The organism is Tardiphaga sp. 709, from assembly GCF_032401055.1.
GTDB lineage: Bacteria > Pseudomonadota > Alphaproteobacteria > Rhizobiales > Xanthobacteraceae > Tardiphaga.
Window position 1 is genome coordinate 5,749,808 of the sequence record NZ_CP135529.1, and the last position, 20,348, is coordinate 5,770,155.

A 20,348-nucleotide genomic window follows, 5' to 3' on the forward strand; every position below is an offset into this window, starting at 1 on the left:
GGGCGTCTGATCGCAAGATATCAGAAAAAGTTCAGAAAATACGCGCGCTGCTTCAGGACGCCCGCGCGCCACCCGTGCGACGTTGATTCTGCCGTCTCGGGCCTTCGGTTGCCGAAATGCCCGAGCGACGGCGAACTGGAATGGGGTGGCGGGTGGCGCTAGGGCTTTTCAACCAGAGACTCGCCAACCAGAGACTTGGGCCGGCGCGCCGGCTGCGGGCCATTTTGCTGGCGTCGTCGGCACTGGGCCTGGCGCCCGTTTTGGCGGCGCTGCCGGCGGCGGCGCAGGATTCGACCTGGCTGCTCAATCCCGGCTCTAACAACTACAACCTGGCTGGTAACTGGAGCGCGGGGGTGCCGACCGGCACCGCGACATTCGGAGTCACGAACGCCGCCTCTGTGGTTATCACTGCCGATATTGTGTTCGACAGCTGGATTTTTTCCGCCGGGGCGCCGGCCTACACGTTCTCAAGCGACAATCTCAGAACGCTTGAGTTCAGCGGCGGCGGCATTTCCGTCCTTGGCGGCAGCGTCAATTTTATCAATGGCGGACTGCTGAATTTCAACAATGCCAGCACCGCTGGCAGCGCCACGCTGACGAACCCGGGTATTTTGTCTTTTAATCAAACCAGCACGGCCGGCAGCGCCAATATCGTCAACACCTACGTTTTGGGGTTTTATAATAACAGCACGGCCGCAAACGCTACCATCAACAGCAGCAATTCGATGTCGTTCAACGGAACGACGACAGCGGGCAATGCGAGGATCACGAATACCGGCAATCTCGCTTTCAACGCGAGCAGCACAGCCGGCAGCGCGACCATTACCAGTACCAATGACCTGTTTTTCAGTAATAGTGCGACGGCTGGCGGCGCCACGATCACCAATTCAAACTTGCTGCGTTTTCTTGACACAAGCAGCGCCGGAAACGCGTCCATTCTCAATGTCAACTTGATGTATTTCTACAACGCCTCCACGGCCGGCAGTGCGGCGATAACCAACGGCGGTTTGCTAAACTTTATAAGTACGAGTACGGGTGGCACCGCTGCGATTACCAATGGCGCGGCAGGCGTCACGGATTTCAGCGCTCATGTCGGCGCGCTTGGCGTCGGTTCGATTGCCGGCGGCGGCTCGTTCACCCTCGGCGCCAACCAACTGACCGTCGGCGGCAATGATCTGTCGACCAATGTCACCGGAATCATTGCTGATGGTGGCCATGGCGCCGGCGGCATCGGCGGGTCGCTTGTCAAAGCCGGCACCGGCACGCTGACATTGTCCGGCGCCAACACCTATACCGGTGCGACCACGGTCAATGGCGGCGCGCTGATCGTCAATGGCTCGATTGCCTCGTCATTGATGCTCACCGTCAACAATGGCGCCATGCTCGGTGGCACCGGCACGCTCGGCAACACGACGATTGCATCGGGCGGCACACTGGCGCCGGGCAACTCGATCGGCACCATCACCGTCAATGGCAACCTGACCTTCGGCGCCGGGTCGAACTACAATGTCGAGGTCTCGCCGTATTCATCCGACCGCACCAATGTCACCGGCAGCGCTACGCTGAACGGCGGCACTGTCAATGCCAGCTTCGCGGCGGGCTCTTACGTTGTCAGGCAATACGCCATCCTCAACGCTACCGGCGGTCTTGGTGGCACCACCTTCAACGCGCTCGTTAACAGCAATCTGCCGTCAGGCTTCAGGACCAGCCTGAGCTACGACGCCAACAATGCCTATCTGGATCTGGCGCTTGCCTTCGTTGCGCCGCCGAACACCGGCCTCAGCGGCAACCAGTCCGGCGTCGGCAACGCGCTGGTCAGTTACTTCAACCGCAATGGCGGCATTCCGCTGGTCTATGGCGGACTGACACCCACCGGGCTGACGCAGGCTTCCGGCGAGACCGCGACGGGATCGCAGCAGATCGCCATAGGTGCGATGACGCAGTTCATGGGATCGATGACCGACGTCTTTGCAGCAGGTCGCGGCGGCACTGCGCCGGGCGCGATGGGATTCGCCGACGAAGGCAATGCCAGCGCCTATGCATCGACAGAGAAGGGCCGCGCCGCACGCGATGCCACTGCGATGTTCACCAAGGCGCCGCTGGCGCAAGCCTATGATCCGCGCTGGAGCGTGTGGGCGTCGGGCTTCGGCGGTACGCAAACCACCGACGGCAACAGTGCTGCCGGTTCGAATACATCGACCAGCCGCATCTATGGCGTCGCCGTTGGCGCCGACTATCTGATATCGCCCGCCACCGTCGCCGGTTTCGCGATGGCCGGCGGAGGCACGAACTTTAGCGTGATAGGCGGCGGCTCTGGCCGCTCCGATCTGTTCCAGATCGGCGGCTTCGTGCGCCACACCATCGGCTCGACCTATCTGTCCGGCGCATTGGCCTATGGCTGGCAGGACGTCACGACGAATCGCACCGTGTTCACGGATCAATTGCAGGCGCACTTCAACGCCGACACGTTCTCGGGACGCTTCGAGGCCGGCAACCGCACCGTCACCTCGTGGTTCGGCGGCCTCGGTCTGACGCCATATGCCGCCGCTCAGGTCACCGCCATCGCGCTGCCCGCTTATGCCGAAACCGCTTTCAGCGGCAGCAACGCATTTGCGCTCAGCTACGCCGGCAAGACCGTGACCGATACCCGCAGCGAACTCGGCTTGCGCACCGACAAGTCCTTCGCCGTCAACGATGCGATCCTCACGCTGCGCGGCCGCGCCGCCTGGGCGCATGATTTCAATACCGACCGCGCCGCATCGGCGACGTTCATTGCACTGCCCGGCGCGTCGTTTGTGGTCAACGGCGCGGCAGCGGCGCGCGATGCCGCGCTGACAACGGCGTCGGCCGAGATGACATTCGTCAGCGGCATCTCGCTCGCCGCCACCTTCGAAGGCGAGTTCTCGGGTGTCACGCGCTCTTATGCCGGCAAGGGCGTGGTGCGCTACACATGGTGATTGAACCTTCACGGGCGGCGTCGGCACGGTCGTCGTGCAAGGACGCCAACGGGCTGTGACTTTCGGGCGACATTGCGGGGGAATCTCCTGCCGAACCGACCAATTTGGGGGCCCGCGCGTCGCTTTGCGCAAAATGCGACGACGGCGCGGTTCCATTGTGGCAGGGTCCGCTCCGATATACGGCTTCGCCGCGCCCTTGAGCGTCGAAATGCAACGGGGTGAGCGGGTGGCGATACGGGGTCTCAACGATCGATTCGGCGCAGCGCGCCGGTGGCGGGCCATTTTGCTGGCCTCGTCGGCGCTGTGCCTGGCGCCCTTTTGGGCGACGCTGCCTGCGGCGGCGCAGGACGCCACCTGGCTGAACGCGCCCGCCAGTGGTGACTTCAACACGGCAGCGAACTGGGGCCCGGCCGTGGTGCCGACCGGCACCGCGTTCTTCGGCTCGTCCGGCGTCGCCGCGCTGTCATTTTCGGCCTCTACGACCCTCGGCGGCTGGACCTTCAATGCCGGTGCTTCGTCTTACAGCTTCACCGTCGGCAGCAGTCTCTTTTTCGTCGGTGCCGGCATCGTCGTCAACGGCGGCTCAGTCGACATCACCAACAACAGCGTAATGACTTTCGCCAACTCCAGCACGGCCGGCAGTGCCACCATCGCCAACAACTTCCAACTGCAATTCATCAACACCAGCACGGCCGGCAACGCGGCCATCACCAATGGCGCGGCGGGCACTACGGATTTCGGCGGATCGACCGGCCCCCTTGGCGACAACAAGCTCAGCGCCGGCTCGATCAACGGCGGCGGCACTTTCAGACTGGGCCAAAACGAGTTGACGGTCGGCGGCAACAACCTCTCGACCAACGTCACCGGGGTCATCGCCGACGGCGGCACCGGCGGCTCACTGGTGAAGACCGGCACCGGCACGATGATCCTGTCCGGGATCAACACCTATACCGGCGGCACCACTTTCGCCGGCGGAACCATCAGCGTCGCGCAGAATGCCAACCTCGGCGGTGCAGCGGGTGCGCTGACCTTCAATGGCGGCACGCTGCAGACGACTGCCGGCTTTTCATCGGCGCGCAGCATTGCTTTGGGCACTGGCGGCGGCACCCTGCAGGTCGATACCGGCACTCTCGAACTGTCCGGCAATATCGCGGACAGCGGCGGGACGCCTGGCGCATTGAACAAGACCGGCGCCGGTACACTGTCGCTCACCGGCAACAGCATTTATACGGGCGCCACCAATATTCTTGCCGGCACGCTGCTCGCGAGCGGCTCGCTCAGCCCGGACAGCGCCTATACGATCGCGGCCGGCGCCACGCTGGCCCTCGACAGCCCGTTCCAGTTTATCGGCTCGCTGGCCGGCGCCGGCAGCGTGACCAATGCCAACGCCGCCGATGCGGTTCTGGTCGTCGGCCTCAACAACAGCAGCACGACCTTTGCCGGCGTGATCAAGGATGGCGCGGCGGCGAAGATGTCGCTGTGGATCGACGGCACCGGCGTCACGACACTGACCGGCGCCAACACCTATACCGGCGGCACCGCGATCTGCTTCTGCTCGACGCTGCAGATCGGCAATGGCGGCACCACCGGTTCGATTGTCGGCGATGTCACCAACGGCGGCACGCTGATCTTCAATCGCTCGAACTTCTACAGCTTCGACGGAGTCATTTCCGACAGCGGCGCCGACCAGGGCAAACTGGTGAAGACCGGTGCGGGCAACACCGTGCTGAGCGGGATCAACACCTATACCGGCACGACGACAGTCGACGCCGGCACGCTCAGCGTCAACGGTTCGATTGCGTCGTCGTCGCTGACCACGGTGAATTCAGGCGGCACGCTCGGCGGCAACGGCTTTGTCGGCGACACGTTGATCAATGGCGGCACGCTGGCGCCGGGCAATTCGATCGGCACGCTCAATGTCACTGGCAGCCTGACCATGACAGCGGCATCGACCTATCTGGTGCAGATCTCCGGAGCATCATCGGACAAGACCATCGTCACCGGCACCGCGACGCTGGCTGGCAAACTCGCAGTCGATCCGCTGGCGCGCCTCGCCGCGACGACGACCTATACGATCCTCAATGCTGGCGCGCTCAGCGGCAGCTTCGACACGACAACCGTGGTCAACAGCTTCGCGCGCAACGCGCGGCTGAGCTATGTGGGCAACGCGGTGCTGCTGACCCTCGATCCCGGTCTGCTCAGCCCGAACGTGCCGGACAGTGCCGGCCGCAATCAGAAAGGCGTCGCAACCGCCATCGACAATGCGCTCATGAGCGGCGGCACGATGCCGGACCAGTTCAACGCGCTGTTTGCGCTCACCGGCGACGCGCTACGCAACGCGCTGACCCAGGCCTCGGGCGAGACGGCGACGGGATCGCAGCAGACGACCTTCAACGCCATGACGCAGTTCATTGGCTTGATGACCGATCCGTTCAGTGCGGGCAGGGGTTTTGATACGCCGGGCGCGATGGAATATGCGGATACGCGTAAACCTGCCGACGCTTTCGCGATGTTGACCAAGGCGCCGCTCGCGAAATCCTACGATCCACGCTGGAGCGTGTGGGCCGCGGGCTTCGGCGGCTCGCAGACCACCGACGGCAATGCGACGACGGGATCGAACACCGCGCGCAGCAGCATCGGCGGCACCGCCGTCGGTGCCGATGTGCTGTTGTCGCCGACCACCATTGCCGGTTTCTCGCTCGCTGGCGGCGGCACGAATTTCTCCGTGGCCAATGGCGGCAGCGGCCATTCGGATATGTTCCAGGCCGGTGCCTTCGTGCGTCACAGCATGTCGTCCGCTTACATCACCGCCGCGGCCGCCTATGGCTGGCAGGACATCACTACCGATCGCATCGTGACCGTCGCCGGTATCGATCGCCTGCATGCGCAGTTCAATGCGAATTCCTATTCTGCGCGGGTCGAAGGCGGTAACCGCACAGTGAGTTCATGGCTCGGCGGTGTCGGCGTGACGCCCTATGTCGCCGCGCAGGTGATCGCATTCGACCTGCCGTCCTATGCGGAAACCGTCAACGGCGGAGCCAGCACCTTTGCGCTGAACTACGCGGGCAAGACAGTGACATCGACCCGCAGCGAACTCGGCCTGCGCACCGACAAATCCTTCGCCGTGGCTGATGCGATCCTGACGCTGCGTGGCCGCGCGGCATGGGCGCATGACCTCAACAGCGATCGCAGCGTGGCCGCCACGTTCCAGTCGCTGCCCGGCGCATCGTTCACGGTGGCAGGCGCAGCGCCGGCACGCGACGCGGCGCTGACCACGGCCTCGGCCGAGATGAGCTTCGTCAGCGGCTTCTCGCTGGCCGCGACGTTCGAGGGCGAGTTCTCGGATGTGACGCGCAGCTATGCCGGCAAGGGTGTTGCGCGTTATACGTGGTAGCAGGTGCCGAGGGCGCGGTGCGCTGCGCGCATTCGTTCGGCAAAAATCTGAAAATAATCCTTGACGTCGTTTCAATTCAGATTATATTCTCCTGCATCCCGTCCCACTTTGAGGGGCGTTGCCAGGGACGCTTGTTAGCGCGGGGCGGGATGTGGCGCCTGCGGGCGGGAGGGAGACGTTCCCTCACGCACTCGGGAGGCCTTGGGTCACCGTCCGGCCCCACTACGGGGGTCTGCCACTCATGCTGGCTGGACGTGGCATTGGTGAACGGCGGGAAACCGTCGGGATAAGCGGACTGCGGAGGTCTGCGCCTTTGCCCGGAAGAACGGTCCCGAGGACAGAAATCGCCACGATGGAGCGTCGAAAGGCGTTTCCGCGGCCTCTGATGTCCGGCGATCCGGACAGCACGCTGCGGCACTGTACCCAAGTCGCGCCTTTCGGCGCTTCATCTCCCTCATTCTTGAGGGAGGCCACCGGGGACTGCCACTCAGGCGCTCAGGCGCGGGCAAGGACGGCGCGTGGCCGCACTCAGCCCTGTCGTCTCACGCCGTGGTCTTGCGCTTCGGTGCGGCGGGTTTGCGAACCTGTACCGCATTGACCGCCGGTGCCTGTGCCAGCAGGCGGCCCAGCATGTCGATCAGCTTTTCGACTTCCTTCTCATCGAGGCAATCCAGCAGGACCCGTTCGCGGTCCAGCGCCAGCTCGATGATCCGGTCATGCAGCGCGCGGCCGGATTTGGTCAGGATGACGACGCGCCTGTTGTCGCCGGCCAGATCGGTCACTGTCACGCTGCCGTTATCGACCAGAGATTTAAGCGTGCGGCTGACCAGCCCCTTGTCGAGATCGAAATACTGGCAAATCTGTTGTGCGGTGCACGCGTCTTCGCTGGCGAGCTTCGAGAGGATTCGCCATTCCGTGACGCCGACGCCGAATTCGCGCCGATAGGCGCTCGAGGCACCCGCGGCGAGCTTGTTGCCCAGGAAATTGATGAGCGCCGGTACATATCGTCCATGGTTGATCACCGGCTTTGTCATCTGGATACGATCTGCAATCTGAAATGAACGGAAATCGAGCGGCCCGTGAATGCTTGGCTAGACTTTAGCAGCATGCCACGATGCGTCGGAATTACGCAGTTCAACAGACCGCGTTGTGTTGTCAACCCAGCCGTTGACAGGTCAACATGGCTCCGTTATCGCGGGCGATCATCATCGCGGGCGACAGCGTATGGGGACTATGACTTCACGGCCTTGAAGAGCCGGCATCACCTACAGAGGAGGAATTAATGCTGAGGAATTTCATTTCCGCGACCGTGGCTGCTGTCGGCGTGCTGTCCATCGGCGCTTTTGCGCAGGCGCAGGAGACCGTCAAGATCGGTCTGATCGTGCCGATGACCGGCGGTCAGGCTTCGACCGGCCAGCAGATCAACAACGCGATCAAGCTCTATCAGCAGAAGAACGGCGACACCGTTGCCGGCAAGAAGGTCGAAATCATCCTCAAGGATGACGCGGCGCTGCCTGACAACACCAAGCGCCTCGCGCAGGAACTGATCGTCAACGAGAAGGTCAACATCATCGCCGGCTTCGGCGTCACGCCGGCTGCGCTCGCCGCTGCGCCGCTCGCGACCCAGGCGAAGGTGCCCGAGATCGTGATGGCCGCTGGCACCTCGATCATCACCGAGCGCTCGCCCTATATTGTGCGCACCTCGTTCACACTGGCGCAGTCCTCCACCATTATCGGTGACTGGGCCGCCAAGAACGGCATCAAGAAGGTCGCGACGCTGACCTCCGACTACGCACCGGGCAACGACGCACTGCAATTCTTCAAGGAACACTTCACCGCCGGCGGCGGAGAGATCGTCGAAGAGGTCAAGGTGCCGCTCGCCAATCCCGATTTCGCGCCGTTCCTGCAGCGCATGAAGGACTCAAAGCCCGACGCGGTGTTCGTGTTCGTGCCTGCCGGGCAGGGCGGTAACTTCATGAAGCAGTATGCCGAGCGTGGCCTCGACAAGTCCGGCATCAAGGTGATCGGACCCGGCGACGTGATGGACGACGACCTGCTCAACAACATGGGCGATGCAGCGCTTGGCGCCGTCACCGCGCATCTGTATTCGGCAGCGCATCCCTCGGCGATGAACAAGGAGTTCGTCGCGGCCTACAAGAAGGCCTACAACACCCGTCCGGGCTTCATGGCAGTCGGCGGCTGGGATGGCATCCATCTCGTCTATGAGGCGCTGAAGAAGACCGGCGGCAAGGCCGACGGCGACAGCCTGATCGCGGCGATGAAGGGCATGAAGTGGGAAAGTCCACGCGGCCCGATCTCCATCGATCCGGAGACCCGCGACATCGTGCAGAACATCTATATCCGTGAGGTCAAGAAGGTGGACGGCGAACTCTACAACATCGAATTCGCGACGTTCGAGGCGGTGAAGGATCCCGGCAAGACGAAGAAGTAATGCTGCGTGGAGGGAGCGCGTGTTTGGCACCGCGCTCTCCACGTCATGCCCGGGCAAAGCGCGAAGCGCGGCTTCGCGGGATGTCCCGGGCATCTACGTCTTCGTTTTGGCCAAGGCGTGGATGGCCGGAACAAGTCCGGCCATGACGTCGCTTTAAAATATCGATCTCACGTTTCTCTAATCACGGCTAACTCGCTTTCATGACCCTTCTCACCATTCTGTTCGACGGCGTCGCCTACGGCATGTTGCTGTTCGTGCTGGCGTGCGGGCTGGCGGTGACGCTGGGGCTGATGAACTTCGTCAACCTCGCGCACGGCGCCTTCGCCATGGCGGGCGGCTATGCTTGCGCGATCCTGGTCAATCGCGCCGGCCTGCCATTCTTTGCGGCTTTGCCGATTGCTTTTGTGGTGAGCGCGGCGATCGGCGCCGTGCTTGAGCGATCGCTCTATCGCCATCTCTATACGCGCAGCCATCTTGATCAGGTGCTGTTCACCATCGGCCTCGTCTTCATGTCCGTGACGGCGATGGACTACTTCATGGGCTCGGCGCAGACTTTTATCCATCTCCCGGATTATCTGCAGGGCCAGATCAATCTGTTCGGCCTTGGCGTCGGTCGCTATCGCCTGATGATCATTGTGATCTGCGGATTGCTCACCATCGCATTGCAGATGATCCTGTCGAAAACGCGCTTCGGCAGTCGGTTGCGCGCCGCGGTCGACGATCCGCGGGCTGCGTCAGGTTTGGGCATCAACGTCCCGCAGGTCTTCGCGCTGACCTTCGCGTTCGGCTGCGGATTGGCTGGCATGGGCGGCGCACTTGGCGCGGAAATCCTCGGCCTCGATCCGTATTTCCCGCTGAAGTTCATGATCTACTTCCTGATCGTGGTGACGGTCGGCGGTTCGTCCAGCATCACCGGGCCGTTCCTGGCCTCGCTGCTGCTGGGCATCGGCGACGTCGCCGGTAAATATTACGTGCCGAAGCTTGGCGCCTTCGTGATCTACACCATGATGATCGTCATCCTGATCTGGCGCCCGAACGGCCTGTTTGGCCGTACGGCGGCGCGGTGAGGGCGTCATGACAGCCAACAGCACCACCCATCCGGAAGTCGGCACCTTCGCCATGGCGCGCGCGCAATGGCGCTGGCCCGAAGTCGTGTTCTGGCTCGCCGCTGCAGGCTGCATCCTGCTGTTTCCGAACCGCTACCTGATCCTCACCGAGATCGCCTGGCTCGCGCTGTTCGCGCTCTCGCTCGATCTCATCCTCGGCTATGCTGGCATCGTTTCGCTCGGCCACGCCGCATTCTTCGGCTTCGGCGGCTATGCGGCGGGACTGCTCGCATTGCACGGCATCGTCACCGAACCGGTGATTGCATTGGTCGTGGCTGGTCTTGCCGCGATGGCGCTCGGCTTTGTGACAAGCTTCCTCGTCATGCGCGGTTCGGATCTGACGCGGCTGATGGTGACGCTCGGAATCGCGTTGTTGCTGCGCGAACTCGCCAACCGCTTTTCAAACATAACCGGTGGTTCCGATGGCCTTCAGGGCATCGAGATGGCGCCGATCCTCGGCCAGTTCTCCTTCGATATCTTCGGCAAGGTCGGCTTCATCTATTGCCTCTGCGTGCTGTTTGTCCTGTTCCTGCTGGCACGCCGCATCGTGCATTCGCCATTCGGCCTGTCGCTGCGAGCGATCCGTAACAATCCGCTGCGCGCCTCGGCGATCGGCATTCCCGTCAATCGCCGGCTGATCGCGATCTACACTATCGCCGCCTTCTATGCGGGCGTTGCCGGTGCACTCTCGACGCAGACGACAGCGCTCGCCTCGCTCGACGGTTTTGCCTTCGATCGCTCGGCCGACCTGATGCTGGTGCTGATCATCGGCGGCACCGGCTATCTCTATGGCGGCTTGATCGGTGCAGTGATCTTCAAACTGCTGCAGGAGCTGTTCTCGACGCTGACGCCGCAATACTGGCAGTTCTGGATCGGCGCCGTGCTGGTGGTCATCGTGCTGATCGGCCGCGACCGGATGCATCGCTGGGCGCTGTTTCTGCCGCGGCTGATCGCGAGCAAGTTCGGCCGTGCCAAGACGCCGGTCGTTGCGCCGGAAGGTGAGGCGCCATGACCATCGCGCTGGAAACCGTCAATCTCGAAAAGTCCTTCGGCGGGCTCCGGGTCACCCGCGATCTGTCGCTCAAGATCGAGGCCGGCGCGCGCCATGCGCTGATCGGTCCGAACGGTGCCGGCAAGACGACGGTGATCAATCTTCTGACCGGCGTGCTCAAGCCCAACTCCGGCCGCATCCTGCTCGAAGGCAACGACATCACCGGCCTGCCGGTTCACAAGCGCGTGCTGCGCGGGTTGTCGCGCACCTTCCAGATCAATCAGCTTTATCCCGACATGACGCCGCTGGAGACGGTCGGTCTCGCTGCGTCCGAACATCTCGGACATGGCAGCGACTGGTGGCGTCGCATGGGCACCCGCAGTGACGTCAATGACGCGATCGCGGAAAACCTCGCGCGCTTTCATTTGCTCGACGTCATGAATGAGCCGACGGCGACATTGCCCTATGGCAAGCAGCGCCTTCTCGAGATCGCCGTCGCCATCGCCACCAAGCCGCGTGTGCTGCTGCTCGACGAGCCGGCTGCGGGTGTGCCGGAAAGCGAGCGCCACGATATTCTCTCGGCCGTCGCCAGCCTGCCGCGCGACGTCACCGTGTTGCTGATCGAGCACGACATGGATCTGGTATTCTCCTTTGCCGATCGCATCTCTGTGCTGGTCGCGGGCGCCATGCTGGTGGAAGGCCCGCCGGACGAAGTGGCGCGCGATCCGCGCGTCAAGGCCGTCTATCTGGGCGAGGGCGCCGATGTCTGATCTTCTCGACATCAATGACCTGCGCGCGGGCTATGGCGAAGCCGTGGTCATTCCGAAGATGACGCTGCAACTCGGCGAAAGCCAGGTGCTGGCACTGCTCGGACGCAATGGCACCGGCAAAACCACGCTGATCAATTCCATCGTCGGCGTCACCCGCCGCTTCAGCGGCACGCTGAAGCTCGGCGGAAAGGACATCACGTCGCTGAGGCCGGACCAGCGCGCCCGCGCCGGCATTGGCTGGGTGCCGCAGGAGCGCAATATCTTCCGCTCGCTCACCGTGGAAGAAAACATGACCGCTGTGGCGCAGCCTGGGCCATGGGACGTCAAGAAGATCTACGAGATGTTTCCGCGGCTCGAAGAGCGCAAGAATAATTTCGGCAACCAACTCTCCGGCGGTGAACAGCAGATGCTGGCGATCGGCCGTGCGCTGACGCTCAATCCGCAGGTTCTGCTGCTGGATGAACCGACTGAAGGCCTTGCGCCGATCATCGTCGATGAATTGCTGGCAGCGCTGGGCAAGATCACACGTGCCGGCGGCATCTGTTCTATCATCGTGGAACAGAATGCACAAAAAATACTCGGGCTCGCCGATCGTGTCGTGATATTGGAACGCGGTACCATCGTGCATGATGCAACGAGTGCAGCGTTGAAATCTGATCCTGGCGTGCTGGAGCATTTCCTCGGCGTCGCCGGCGCGGCCGGCAGCAAGAATAATCACACGGCCGGCACACCCGGCTAATCTGCAAACCGAGCATCCTGGAGTAACGACTATGCAGAGAACCAAAGCCCCGTTCCGTGCCGACGAAGTCGGCAGCCTGTTGCGGCCAGCATCGATCAAGGAAGCACGCGCCAAGCTGGAGAAGGGCGACATTTCGGCCGACGATCTGCGCAAGGTCGAAGATATCGAGATCGAGAAGATTGTGCATCGCCAGGCCTCGACCGGCCTCAAGCTCGCCACCGACGGCGAGTTCCGTCGTTCGTGGTGGCACTTCGACTTCCTCGCCAAGCTGACCGGCTGCGAGCTCTATCATCCCGACACCGGCATCCAGTTCACCGGCGTCGAGACCCGTCATGACTCGGTGCGCGTGATCGGCAAGGTGGATTTCCCCGACGATCATCCGATGCTGGCGCACTTCAAGTTCCTGAAGAAGCATTGCGACACGGCGGGCGTCACCGCGAAGATGACCATCCCGTCGCCGGCAGTTCTGCATTTCCGCGGCGGTCGCAACGCGATCTCGAAGGAGGTCTATCCGGATATCGAAGTGTTCTTCGAGGATCTCGCCAAGGCCTATCGCAAGGCGGTGAAGGCGTTCTACGACGCCGGCTGCCGCTACCTGCAGTTCGACGACACCGTCTGGGCCTATCTTTGCTCGGAAGATGAGTTGAACAAGGTCCGTGCGCGCGGCGAGGATGCTGACAATCTGCAACAGATCTATTCGCGCATCATCAATTACGCGATCGCCGAGCGTCCTGCGGACATGGTGATCACGACGCATGTCTGCCGCGGCAACTTCCGCTCCACCTGGATTTCGTCGGGCGGCTACGAACCAGTGGCTGAAACGCTGCTCGCCGGTACCAACTATGACGGCTACTTTCTCGAATACGACTCGGATCGTGCCGGCGGCTTCGAACCGCTGCGCTTCCTGCCGAAGGGCAACAAGGTCGTCGTGGTCGGTGTTATCACCTCGAAGTTCGGTGAGCTCGAGAAGAAGGAAGACATCAAGGCTCGCCTCCAGGAAGCTGCGAAGTTTGCGCCGCTCGACCAGCTTGCCGTGTCGCCGCAATGCGGTTTCGCCTCCACCGAGGAAGGCAACATCCTCAGCGAGGAAGAGCAGTGGGCCAAGTTGAAGCTCGCTGTCGATGTCGCGAACGAGCTCTGGGGCAAGTAAGCCCGCTGTCGCCTGACCGGCGGCTCGCCAACACAAATGCCCGGCTTTTGCCGGGCATTTGCATTTCAGCCTCCTGACGATGAGCTCTCAAGACTTGCCGCGGCCCACGCTTTCATAGGTGAAGCCGGCCTTCTCCATCTCCTCGGGGCGGTAGATGTTACGCAGATCCACGATGACCGGCTGCTTCATCTTCTGCTTCACTTGCGCGAGGTCGAGTGCGCGGAACTGCTCCCATTCGGTCACGATCACGAGCGCGTCGGCGCCAGTCGCGCATGCGTAGGCATCGTCGCAATAGGTGATATCCGGCAGTTCGTGCTTGGCCTGTTCCATACCGACGGGATCGTAGGCCTGCACGGTTGCGCCGAGATCCTGAAGCGCGGTGATCAAGGGGATCGACGGCGCCTCGCGCATGTCGTCGGTGTTGGGCTTGAACGTCAGTCCGAGCACGCCGACGGTCTTGCCGCGCAGATTGCCGCCAAGCGCGGCAGAGACCTTGCGGGCCATGGCGCGCTTGCGGTTATCGTTGACGGTGAGGACAGCCTCGACGATCCGCAACGGCGCGTCGTAGTCCTGACCGGTCTTGACCAGTGCGCGGGTATCCTTCGGAAAACACGAGCCGCCGAAGCCGGGGCCTGCATGCAGGAACTTCGCGCCGATGCGGTTATCGAGGCCGATGCCACGCGCGACGTCCTGGACATCCGCACCGGTCCGCTCGGCCAGATCAGCGATTTCATTGATGAAGGTGATCTTGGTCGCGAGAAATGCGTTGGCGGCGTATTTGATCAGCTCGGCGGTGCGCCGACCCGTATACATGATGGGGGCCTGATTGAGATAAAGCGGGCGATAGATCTCCGAGATCACTGTGCGTGCGCGCTCGTCGTCGGTGCCGACAACGATGCGGTCGGGATGCTTGAAGTCGCGGATCGCGGCGCCCTCGCGCAGGAACTCCGGGTTTGACGCGACGGCGACGTCGGCGTCGGGATTGGCTTCCCTGATGATGCGTTCCACATCGTCGCCGGTGCCGACCGGCACGGTCGATTTGGTGATCACAACAGTAAAATCGCGCAGGTTGGCGGCTATCTCGCGCGCGGCAGCGTGGACGTAGCTGAGATCGGCGTGGCCATCGCCGCGGCGGGACGGGGTTCCGACCGCGATGAACACGGCATCCGCCGTCTTCACGGCCTCACTGAGGTCGAGACTGAAGCCGAGCCGGCCGCTTTTCACATTGCTGGCCACCAGCGCGTCCAGGCCGGGCTCGAAGATCGGGATCTCGCCACGGAGCAGGGCGTCGATCTTGCTGCTGTCCTTGTCCACGCAGGTCACGTGGTGGCCAAAGTCAGCGAAGCAGGCGCCGGACACAAGGCCGACGTAACCGGTGCCGATCATCGCGATGCGCATGGGGAAAGCCCGTTTTGAGTAGTCGGAAAGGCGAGAATTGAAGTTGCCGTACCTTAACAGAAGCGCGCGACTTTCACACGACGGCAGGTGCAGCGAGCGGGCATTTCATCTGTGGGCAGACTGTGCTAGAGAGTGGGCCAAGCATAATTCTGCCCACTTCCGGTCACATCCCCGCACATGAAGAACGATCAGATCCTCGGAATCATCTCCGATTTTTGCCGACAGGCGGAAATGGCAGAGTCGACCTTCGGTCGACGGGCCGTCAACGACGGCAAGCTGGTCAACCGCCTGCGCGAGGGCAAACGCATCACCATCGACACGCTGGAGCGGATCCAGGCCTTCATCGCCCAGTCGATGCCAGAGGGCGTGCCGCCGCCACGCGGGCTGGAGCCGCCGATCGAACGGCGCGATCCGCGCAGCAATTTCCGCTTCTTCGAGAACCGGCAGAAATACCTGCTGTTCGTCCATACCTGCTCGGAAAAGCGGGTGATTGCCGATCGCGTCGGGCTTGAACTGGCGAGCATCCATCCGCGCCCGCCAGCGCTGCGGGTGTTCGATGCGGGCGTTGGCGACGGCACGGTGCTGGCGCGGGTGATGCGCTCGATGCACGGCCGTTTTCCGCATATGCCGTTCTACATCGCGGGCAAGGAGCTCAGCCTGGAGGACGTCCGGCTGACGCTGGACAAGGTGCCGGATCGGCTGTTTGAACATCCCGCCACGGTCTTCGTCCTGACCAACATGCACTATGCCGAGGCGCCCACCCTGACCCCGGCATCGCCGGTCGCTGCCGCCGCCATGATCTGGCACGAAGTTCCACTGCGGGGGGCTTCGTCCGGCGAATTCGCCGACCAGATCGCCGGACTTGGAGCTTTTCTTGAGGACAACTGGCGGGCCAGCATCAACCCCAGATCGGGCATGCCGACCTATGAACGGCCCGTGGCGCTGGTGGTCTATCGCGAGGATCACAGGTTCCTGCTGGATTCGATTATCCCGCGGGCAGGGCGCACGGAGGCCAATTTCGATCTGATTATCGCCTCCCAGCCCTATCGGGCGAAGTCTTCGGTGCAATTTCGGGCCAAACGGATCATGGCGCCGCTGGCCCGGGCACTGCGGGCCGGTGGGCGACTGATCGGTATCCATTCGCATGGGCAGGACCCCGGTATGGAGATCGTTCAAGCCGTCTGGCCCAAAGAAAATCCTTTCGCCGTGAGCCGGCATGAGCTATTGCGGGCGGTGAAATATGAGCTGGGTTCAGCCGGCCGCGATCTGAACTTCAATGCCTATTCCGACCAGCGGTCGATCTTTCGCTACGCCATGGAGGCGCTGCCGAACGAGGTGACCGGATCGATCGGAACTTCGACGGCTTTTGCAGCGTGGAACGCGGCGGTTTACGTGGCTCAAATCGAGGATGACCGTTTGACGGAAGTGACCCAGAGCGGCCGTTACCTGGATGCCACCCGAGAGGTTCTGCGCAAGCACAACGGTCTCTGGTTCTACGACGAATCCTACGTCATCTCGCGGCGTCGCGACTGACATTTCCGGAACAATGTGACGAAGGCTGCCGTACCCGGCGCAAATAAAGAGGACCAGTTGATGCGCGCGTCTTATCTCTTCACCAGTGAATCGGTTTCCGAAGGCCATCCCGACAAGGTCTGCGACCGTATCTCCGACGAGATCGTCGATCTGTTCTTCCGCGAAGGCCCGAAGGCGGGCATCGATCCCTGGGATATTCGCGCTGCCTGCGAAACCCTCGCCACCACCAACAAGGTTGTGATCGCCGGCGAGACCCGGGGTCCGTCCACCGTCACCAACGACCACATCGAAGCCGTCGTTCGCGCCGCCATCAAGGACATCGGCTACGAGCAGGACGGTTTTCACTGGAAGACCGCCGACGTCGAGATTCTGCTGCATCCGCAGTCGGCCGATATCGCACAGGGCGTCGATGCCAAGCAGCCGACCAATGCCGAAGAAGGCGCTGGCGACCAGGGCATCATGTTCGGTTACGCCACCAACGAAACGCCCGAGCTGATGCCGGCGCCGATCTTCTACGCGCACAAGATCCTGCGCCTGATCTCGGAAGCCCGTCATGCCGGTACCGAAAAGGTGCTCGGTCCGGACTCCAAGAGCCAGGTCACCGTGCAGTACGAAAACGGCAAGCCGGTTGGCGTGCGCGAAATCGTCGTCTCGCATCAGCATCTCGTTGAGGACATGACCTCGAACCAGGTGCGCGAACGCGTCGAGCCCTACGTCCGCAAAGCGCTGCCGGATGGCTGGATCAGCGACAAGACGATCTGGCACATCAATCCGACCGGCAAGTTCTTCATCGGCGGTCCCGATGGCGACGCAGGTCTCACCGGCCGCAAGATCATCGTCGACACCTACGGCGGCGCAGCCCCGCATGGTGGCGGTGCATTCTCGGGCAAGGACTCCACCAAGGTGGACCGTTCGGCTGCCTACGCTGCGCGTTACGTTGCCAAGAACATCGTTGCTGCTGGTCTGGCCGACAAGGCGACGCTGCAGCTCGCTTATGCCATCGGCGTGGCGCGCCCGCTGTCGATCTATGTCGACACTCACGGCACCGGCAAGGTCGCTGACGATGCCATCGAGAAGGCCGTTGCTGCCGCGATGGATCTGACGCCGCGCGGCATCCGCAAGCATCTCGACCTCAACAAGCCGATCTACGCCCGCACGTCGGCCTACGGTCATTTCGGTCGCACGCCGGATGCCGACGGCGGCTTCTCCTGGGAGAAGACCGACCTCGTCGATGCGCTGAAGCGTAACGTCTGATCTTACTTTCCCTCTCCCCCAGCAAAGCGAAGCTTTGCGCAGCGGGAGAGGGTGCCTTCGCGAAGCGAAGGCGGGAGAGGGCCTACGACCAGCCCCTCTCCGAACCGAGTATGTCGTGACCGTCTGTGCAGCCCTCTCCCGCGAGGGGAGAGGGCGCAATTATGAGCGTCCGCGAGAACCTCTCGCTCTATAGGAACAAGGATTCAAATATGACCGCCCCCAACGGTTTCACCGACTACATCGTCAAAGACATCAACCTCGCCGCCTTCGGCCGCAAGGAGCTCTCGATCGCCGAGACCGAGATGCCAGGCCTGATGGCCACCCGCGAGGAATATGGCCCGAAGCAGGTGCTGAAGGGCGCCCGCATCGCTGGCTCGCTGCACATGACCATTCAGACCGGCGTGCTGATCGAGACGCTGAAGGCACTCGGCGCCGACATCCGCTGGGTCTCGTGCAATATCTATTCGACTCAGGATCACGCCGCAGCCGCGATCGCCGCTGCCGGCATTCCGGTGTTCGCCATCAAGGGTGAAACACTGACCGAATACTGGGACTACACCGCAAAGCTGTTCGACTGGCATGGCGGCGGTCACCCCAACATGATCCTCGATGACGGCGGCGACGCCACCATGTATGTCCATCTCGGCCTCAAGGCAGAGAACGGCGACACGGCGTTCCTCGACAAGCCCGCTTCGGAAGAAGAGGAAGTGTTCTTCGCGCTGCTCAAGAAGCAGCTCAAGGAAAAGCCGAAGGGCTATTTCAAGGCGATTGCCGAGAGCATCAAGGGCGTCTCGGAAGAAACCACAACGGGCGTGCATCGCCTGTACGACATGCAGAAGGCCGGCACGCTGCTGTGGCCCGCGATCAACGTCAATGACTCCGTCACCAAGTCGAAGTTCGACAATCTCTATGGCTGCCGTGAATCGCTGGTCGACGGCATCCGCCGCGGCACCGACGTGATGATGTCGGGCAAGGTCGCGATGGTCGCTGGCTTCGGCGATGTCGGCAAGGGCTCGGCTGCTTCGCTGCGCCAGGCCGGCTGCCGCGTGATGGTCTCCGAAGTCGATCCGATCTGCGCGCTGCAGGCGGCGATGGAAGGCTATCAGGTCGTCACGATGGAAGACGCCGCGCCCCAGGCCGACATTTTCGTCACCGCGACCGGCAACAAGGACATCATCACCATCGAGCACATGCGCGCGATGAAAGATCGTGCCATCGTCTGCAACATCGGTCACTTCGACAACGAGATCCAGATCGCGTCGCTGAAGAACCTGAAGTGGGACAACATCAAGCCGCAAGTCGACGAAATCACGTTCCCTGACGGTCACCGCATCATCATGCTGTCGGAAGGCCGCCTGGTGAACCTCGGCAATGCCATGGGTCATCCGTCCTTCGTGATGTCGGCGTCGTTCACCAACCAGACGCTGGCGCAGATCGAGCTCTATGCCAACAACAACGACGGCAAGTACAAGAAGGAAGTGTACGTGCTGCCGAAGTCGCTCGACGAGAAGGTCGCGATGCTGCATCTCGCCAAGATCGGCGTGAATCTGACCAAGCTGCGCAAGGACCAGGCCGACTATATCGGCGTGAAGCAGGAAGGTCCGTTCAAGTCGGATCACTACCGCTACTGAGTTTGGTTTGCCGTATTGAATAAGAAAAGCCCCGGAGCGATCCGGGGCTTTTTGCTGGTTCGATCGTCAGTTGTTTGCCGTGATCACGGCTGGTTTGAAGAGGCTGTAGCCAAAGCCCGCCTTGATGGTCCAATTCGAGGTCCGGCTGTCCGGTTCCAGCGAGCCGTCAAATGCCACGGCGGATGCGCCATATCGGAAGTTGAGAAAGTCGATACCCACATTTGCGTGCCATTCCCGCGTAATGGCGTAATCTGCCGAGAGTCCAGCCATATACATGGTTGAACTGCCCAGATCGTAGGTCAGTGGATTGATAGGCACGCCGCCGTTGAACGACGTCGTCATTTTCGGGGCAAGCGTTGTTCCGATCAAGCCGGAGGCGGATAAAACGATCCTGTCGCTCGCGGCCCATTGAACCAGCAACCCGCCACCGGCATAACCGTGCTCATAGAGTTCGCGATATCCGGAAGGACTGTTGCCGTTGCCTAGATTGCGTTCCCATCCGCGATAGCCGGCGCCGAGATAGGGCGTAATCATCCAGTCAGCAGCGACATCGAAACCTTTGCCGAACCGAAGATCCAGGTTTCTGATATCGGCGCCGCTGAAATCCTTGGTTACGGGACCGCCTGACGCGCCGTATTCCGTTTTTCCCGCGATCCATGTGAACACGCCCATGAAGTAGATGTTGGTCACCGCGCCGATGGGAGCCATGGCCGATACGCCAAGTTGCAGGCCCGGCAGCCAGCCTTTTTCGCTGCTGAAGCGCGGAGCTTGCGATGTCGTCTCGTTGTAGTCGACGCGATGCCCGACAACGCCAAGGCCGACCTGCGTATTCGCGATGAGGATGGGATTGATCCACACGCGCGCATCAAGAGGGGTCCTAACCAGCATGTCAGCAGCGGAGGCGTTGCCGCCGATCATGGTCAGCACTGCGCACCAAAAGGCAAAGCTCAACTTGGTGCCCATCGGACGCCTC

General features: G+C 62.2%; 14 protein-coding genes. 11 read left to right on the forward strand and 3 right to left on the reverse strand.

What is annotated here, in order from left to right; all coding sequences use genetic code 11:
* Window positions 1–152: 152 nt before the first annotated feature.
* Both RSO67_RS27670 and RSO67_RS27675 read left to right on the forward strand, forming a co-directional pair.
* Window positions 153–2,957 carry an autotransporter domain-containing protein gene (locus RSO67_RS27670; protein WP_410001788.1) on the forward strand — a complete coding sequence of 935 codons (2,805 nt, stop codon included), beginning with the start codon at window positions 153–155 and terminating at the stop codon, window positions 2,955–2,957.
* A 283-nt stretch (window positions 2,958–3,240) separates the two neighbouring features.
* The gene (locus tag RSO67_RS27675) at window positions 3,241–6,351 is read left to right on the forward strand and encodes an autotransporter domain-containing protein (RefSeq protein ID WP_315841461.1); all 3,111 of its coding nucleotides are present in this window, start codon (window positions 3,241–3,243) and stop codon (window positions 6,349–6,351) included.
* A 542-nt stretch (window positions 6,352–6,893) separates the two neighbouring features.
* Here the strand turns inward: RSO67_RS27675 and RSO67_RS27680 are convergent.
* A complete protein-coding gene (locus tag RSO67_RS27680; protein ID WP_315841462.1) occupies window positions 6,894–7,385 on the reverse strand; it encodes a MarR family winged helix-turn-helix transcriptional regulator in 492 nt (163 codons plus the stop codon).
* 248 nt (window positions 7,386–7,633) lie between these two features.
* Here RSO67_RS27680 and RSO67_RS27685 point away from each other — a divergent pair, with 248 nt between their 5' ends.
* From RSO67_RS27685 to RSO67_RS27710, 6 genes are all read left to right on the forward strand, one after another.
* On the forward strand, window positions 7,634–8,803 hold the full coding sequence (locus tag RSO67_RS27685; RefSeq protein WP_315841463.1) for an ABC transporter substrate-binding protein: 1,170 nt from the start codon (window positions 7,634–7,636) through the stop codon (window positions 8,801–8,803).
* A 200-nt stretch (window positions 8,804–9,003) separates the two neighbouring features.
* Window positions 9,004–9,870 carry a branched-chain amino acid ABC transporter permease gene (locus tag RSO67_RS27690; RefSeq protein ID WP_068738185.1) on the forward strand — a complete coding sequence of 289 codons (867 nt, stop codon included), beginning with the start codon at window positions 9,004–9,006 and terminating at the stop codon, window positions 9,868–9,870.
* 52 nt (window positions 9,871–9,922) lie between these two features.
* Window positions 9,923–10,921, forward strand: coding sequence for a branched-chain amino acid ABC transporter permease (locus RSO67_RS27695; protein ID WP_086937157.1), 999 nt, complete (start codon window positions 9,923–9,925; stop codon window positions 10,919–10,921).
* A complete protein-coding gene (locus tag RSO67_RS27700; protein WP_089268231.1) occupies window positions 10,918–11,670 on the forward strand; it encodes an ABC transporter ATP-binding protein in 753 nt (250 codons plus the stop codon). The genes RSO67_RS27695 and RSO67_RS27700 overlap by 4 nt, the downstream gene beginning before the upstream one ends.
* The gene (locus RSO67_RS27705) at window positions 11,663–12,409 is read left to right on the forward strand and encodes an ABC transporter ATP-binding protein (RefSeq protein ID WP_315841465.1); all 747 of its coding nucleotides are present in this window, start codon (window positions 11,663–11,665) and stop codon (window positions 12,407–12,409) included. Before RSO67_RS27700 ends, RSO67_RS27705 begins: the two co-directional genes overlap by 8 nt.
* A 31-nt stretch (window positions 12,410–12,440) precedes the next feature.
* Complete coding sequence (locus RSO67_RS27710; RefSeq protein ID WP_315841466.1) at window positions 12,441–13,559, forward strand: cobalamin-independent methionine synthase II family protein; 1,119 nt, start codon at window positions 12,441–12,443, stop codon at window positions 13,557–13,559.
* An 87-nt stretch (window positions 13,560–13,646) separates the two neighbouring features.
* Here RSO67_RS27710 and RSO67_RS27715 read toward each other — a convergent pair whose 3' ends face one another.
* On the reverse strand, window positions 13,647–14,957 hold the full coding sequence (locus tag RSO67_RS27715; RefSeq protein ID WP_315841467.1) for a UDP-glucose/GDP-mannose dehydrogenase family protein: 1,311 nt from the start codon (window positions 14,955–14,957) through the stop codon (window positions 13,647–13,649).
* A 177-nt stretch (window positions 14,958–15,134) separates the two neighbouring features.
* Here RSO67_RS27715 and RSO67_RS27720 point away from each other — a divergent pair, with 177 nt between their 5' ends.
* The 3 genes from RSO67_RS27720 to ahcY all read left to right on the forward strand — a co-directional run bounded on the left by RSO67_RS27720 (window position 15,135) and on the right by ahcY (window position 19,375).
* Window positions 15,135–16,490: a hypothetical protein gene (locus RSO67_RS27720; protein WP_309946316.1), complete on the forward strand. Its 1,356-nt coding sequence runs from the start codon at window positions 15,135–15,137 to the stop codon at window positions 16,488–16,490.
* 60 nt (window positions 16,491–16,550) lie between these two features.
* Window positions 16,551–17,744, forward strand: coding sequence for a methionine adenosyltransferase (gene metK / locus RSO67_RS27725; RefSeq protein ID WP_089268239.1), 1,194 nt, complete (start codon window positions 16,551–16,553; stop codon window positions 17,742–17,744).
* 209 nt (window positions 17,745–17,953) lie between these two features.
* Window positions 17,954–19,375: an adenosylhomocysteinase gene (ahcY, locus tag RSO67_RS27730; protein WP_315841468.1), complete on the forward strand. Its 1,422-nt coding sequence runs from the start codon at window positions 17,954–17,956 to the stop codon at window positions 19,373–19,375.
* A 66-nt stretch (window positions 19,376–19,441) separates the two neighbouring features.
* On the opposite strand, the gene RSO67_RS27735 is transcribed toward ahcY, so the two are convergent.
* Complete coding sequence (locus RSO67_RS27735; protein WP_315841469.1) at window positions 19,442–20,293, reverse strand: hypothetical protein; 852 nt, start codon at window positions 20,291–20,293, stop codon at window positions 19,442–19,444.
* Window positions 20,294–20,348: the final 55 nt, after the last annotated feature.

Coding starts and splice junctions, on each gene's coding strand:
- RSO67_RS27690 (WP_068738185.1), top strand. CDS start 9,004: ATGACCCTTCTCACCATTCTGTTCGACGGCGTCGCCTACGGCATGTTG.
- RSO67_RS27685 (WP_315841463.1), top strand. CDS start 7,634: ATGCTGAGGAATTTCATTTCCGCGACCGTGGCTGCTGTCGGCGTGCTG.
- RSO67_RS27735 (WP_315841469.1), bottom strand. CDS start 20,293: ATGATCGGCGGCAACGCCTCCGCTGCTGACATGCTGGTTAGGACCCCT.
- RSO67_RS27705 (WP_315841465.1), top strand. CDS start 11,663: ATGTCTGATCTTCTCGACATCAATGACCTGCGCGCGGGCTATGGCGAA.
- ahcY (WP_315841468.1), top strand. CDS start 17,954: ATGACCGCCCCCAACGGTTTCACCGACTACATCGTCAAAGACATCAAC.
- RSO67_RS27695 (WP_086937157.1), top strand. CDS start 9,923: ATGGCGCGCGCGCAATGGCGCTGGCCCGAAGTCGTGTTCTGGCTCGCC.
- RSO67_RS27710 (WP_315841466.1), top strand. CDS start 12,441: ATGCAGAGAACCAAAGCCCCGTTCCGTGCCGACGAAGTCGGCAGCCTG.
- RSO67_RS27720 (WP_309946316.1), top strand. CDS start 15,135: ATGAAGAACGATCAGATCCTCGGAATCATCTCCGATTTTTGCCGACAG.
- metK (WP_089268239.1), top strand. CDS start 16,551: ATGCGCGCGTCTTATCTCTTCACCAGTGAATCGGTTTCCGAAGGCCAT.
- RSO67_RS27700 (WP_089268231.1), top strand. CDS start 10,918: ATGACCATCGCGCTGGAAACCGTCAATCTCGAAAAGTCCTTCGGCGGG.
- RSO67_RS27715 (WP_315841467.1), bottom strand. CDS start 14,957: ATGCGCATCGCGATGATCGGCACCGGTTACGTCGGCCTTGTGTCCGGC.
- RSO67_RS27680 (WP_315841462.1), bottom strand. CDS start 7,385: ATGACAAAGCCGGTGATCAACCATGGACGATATGTACCGGCGCTCATC.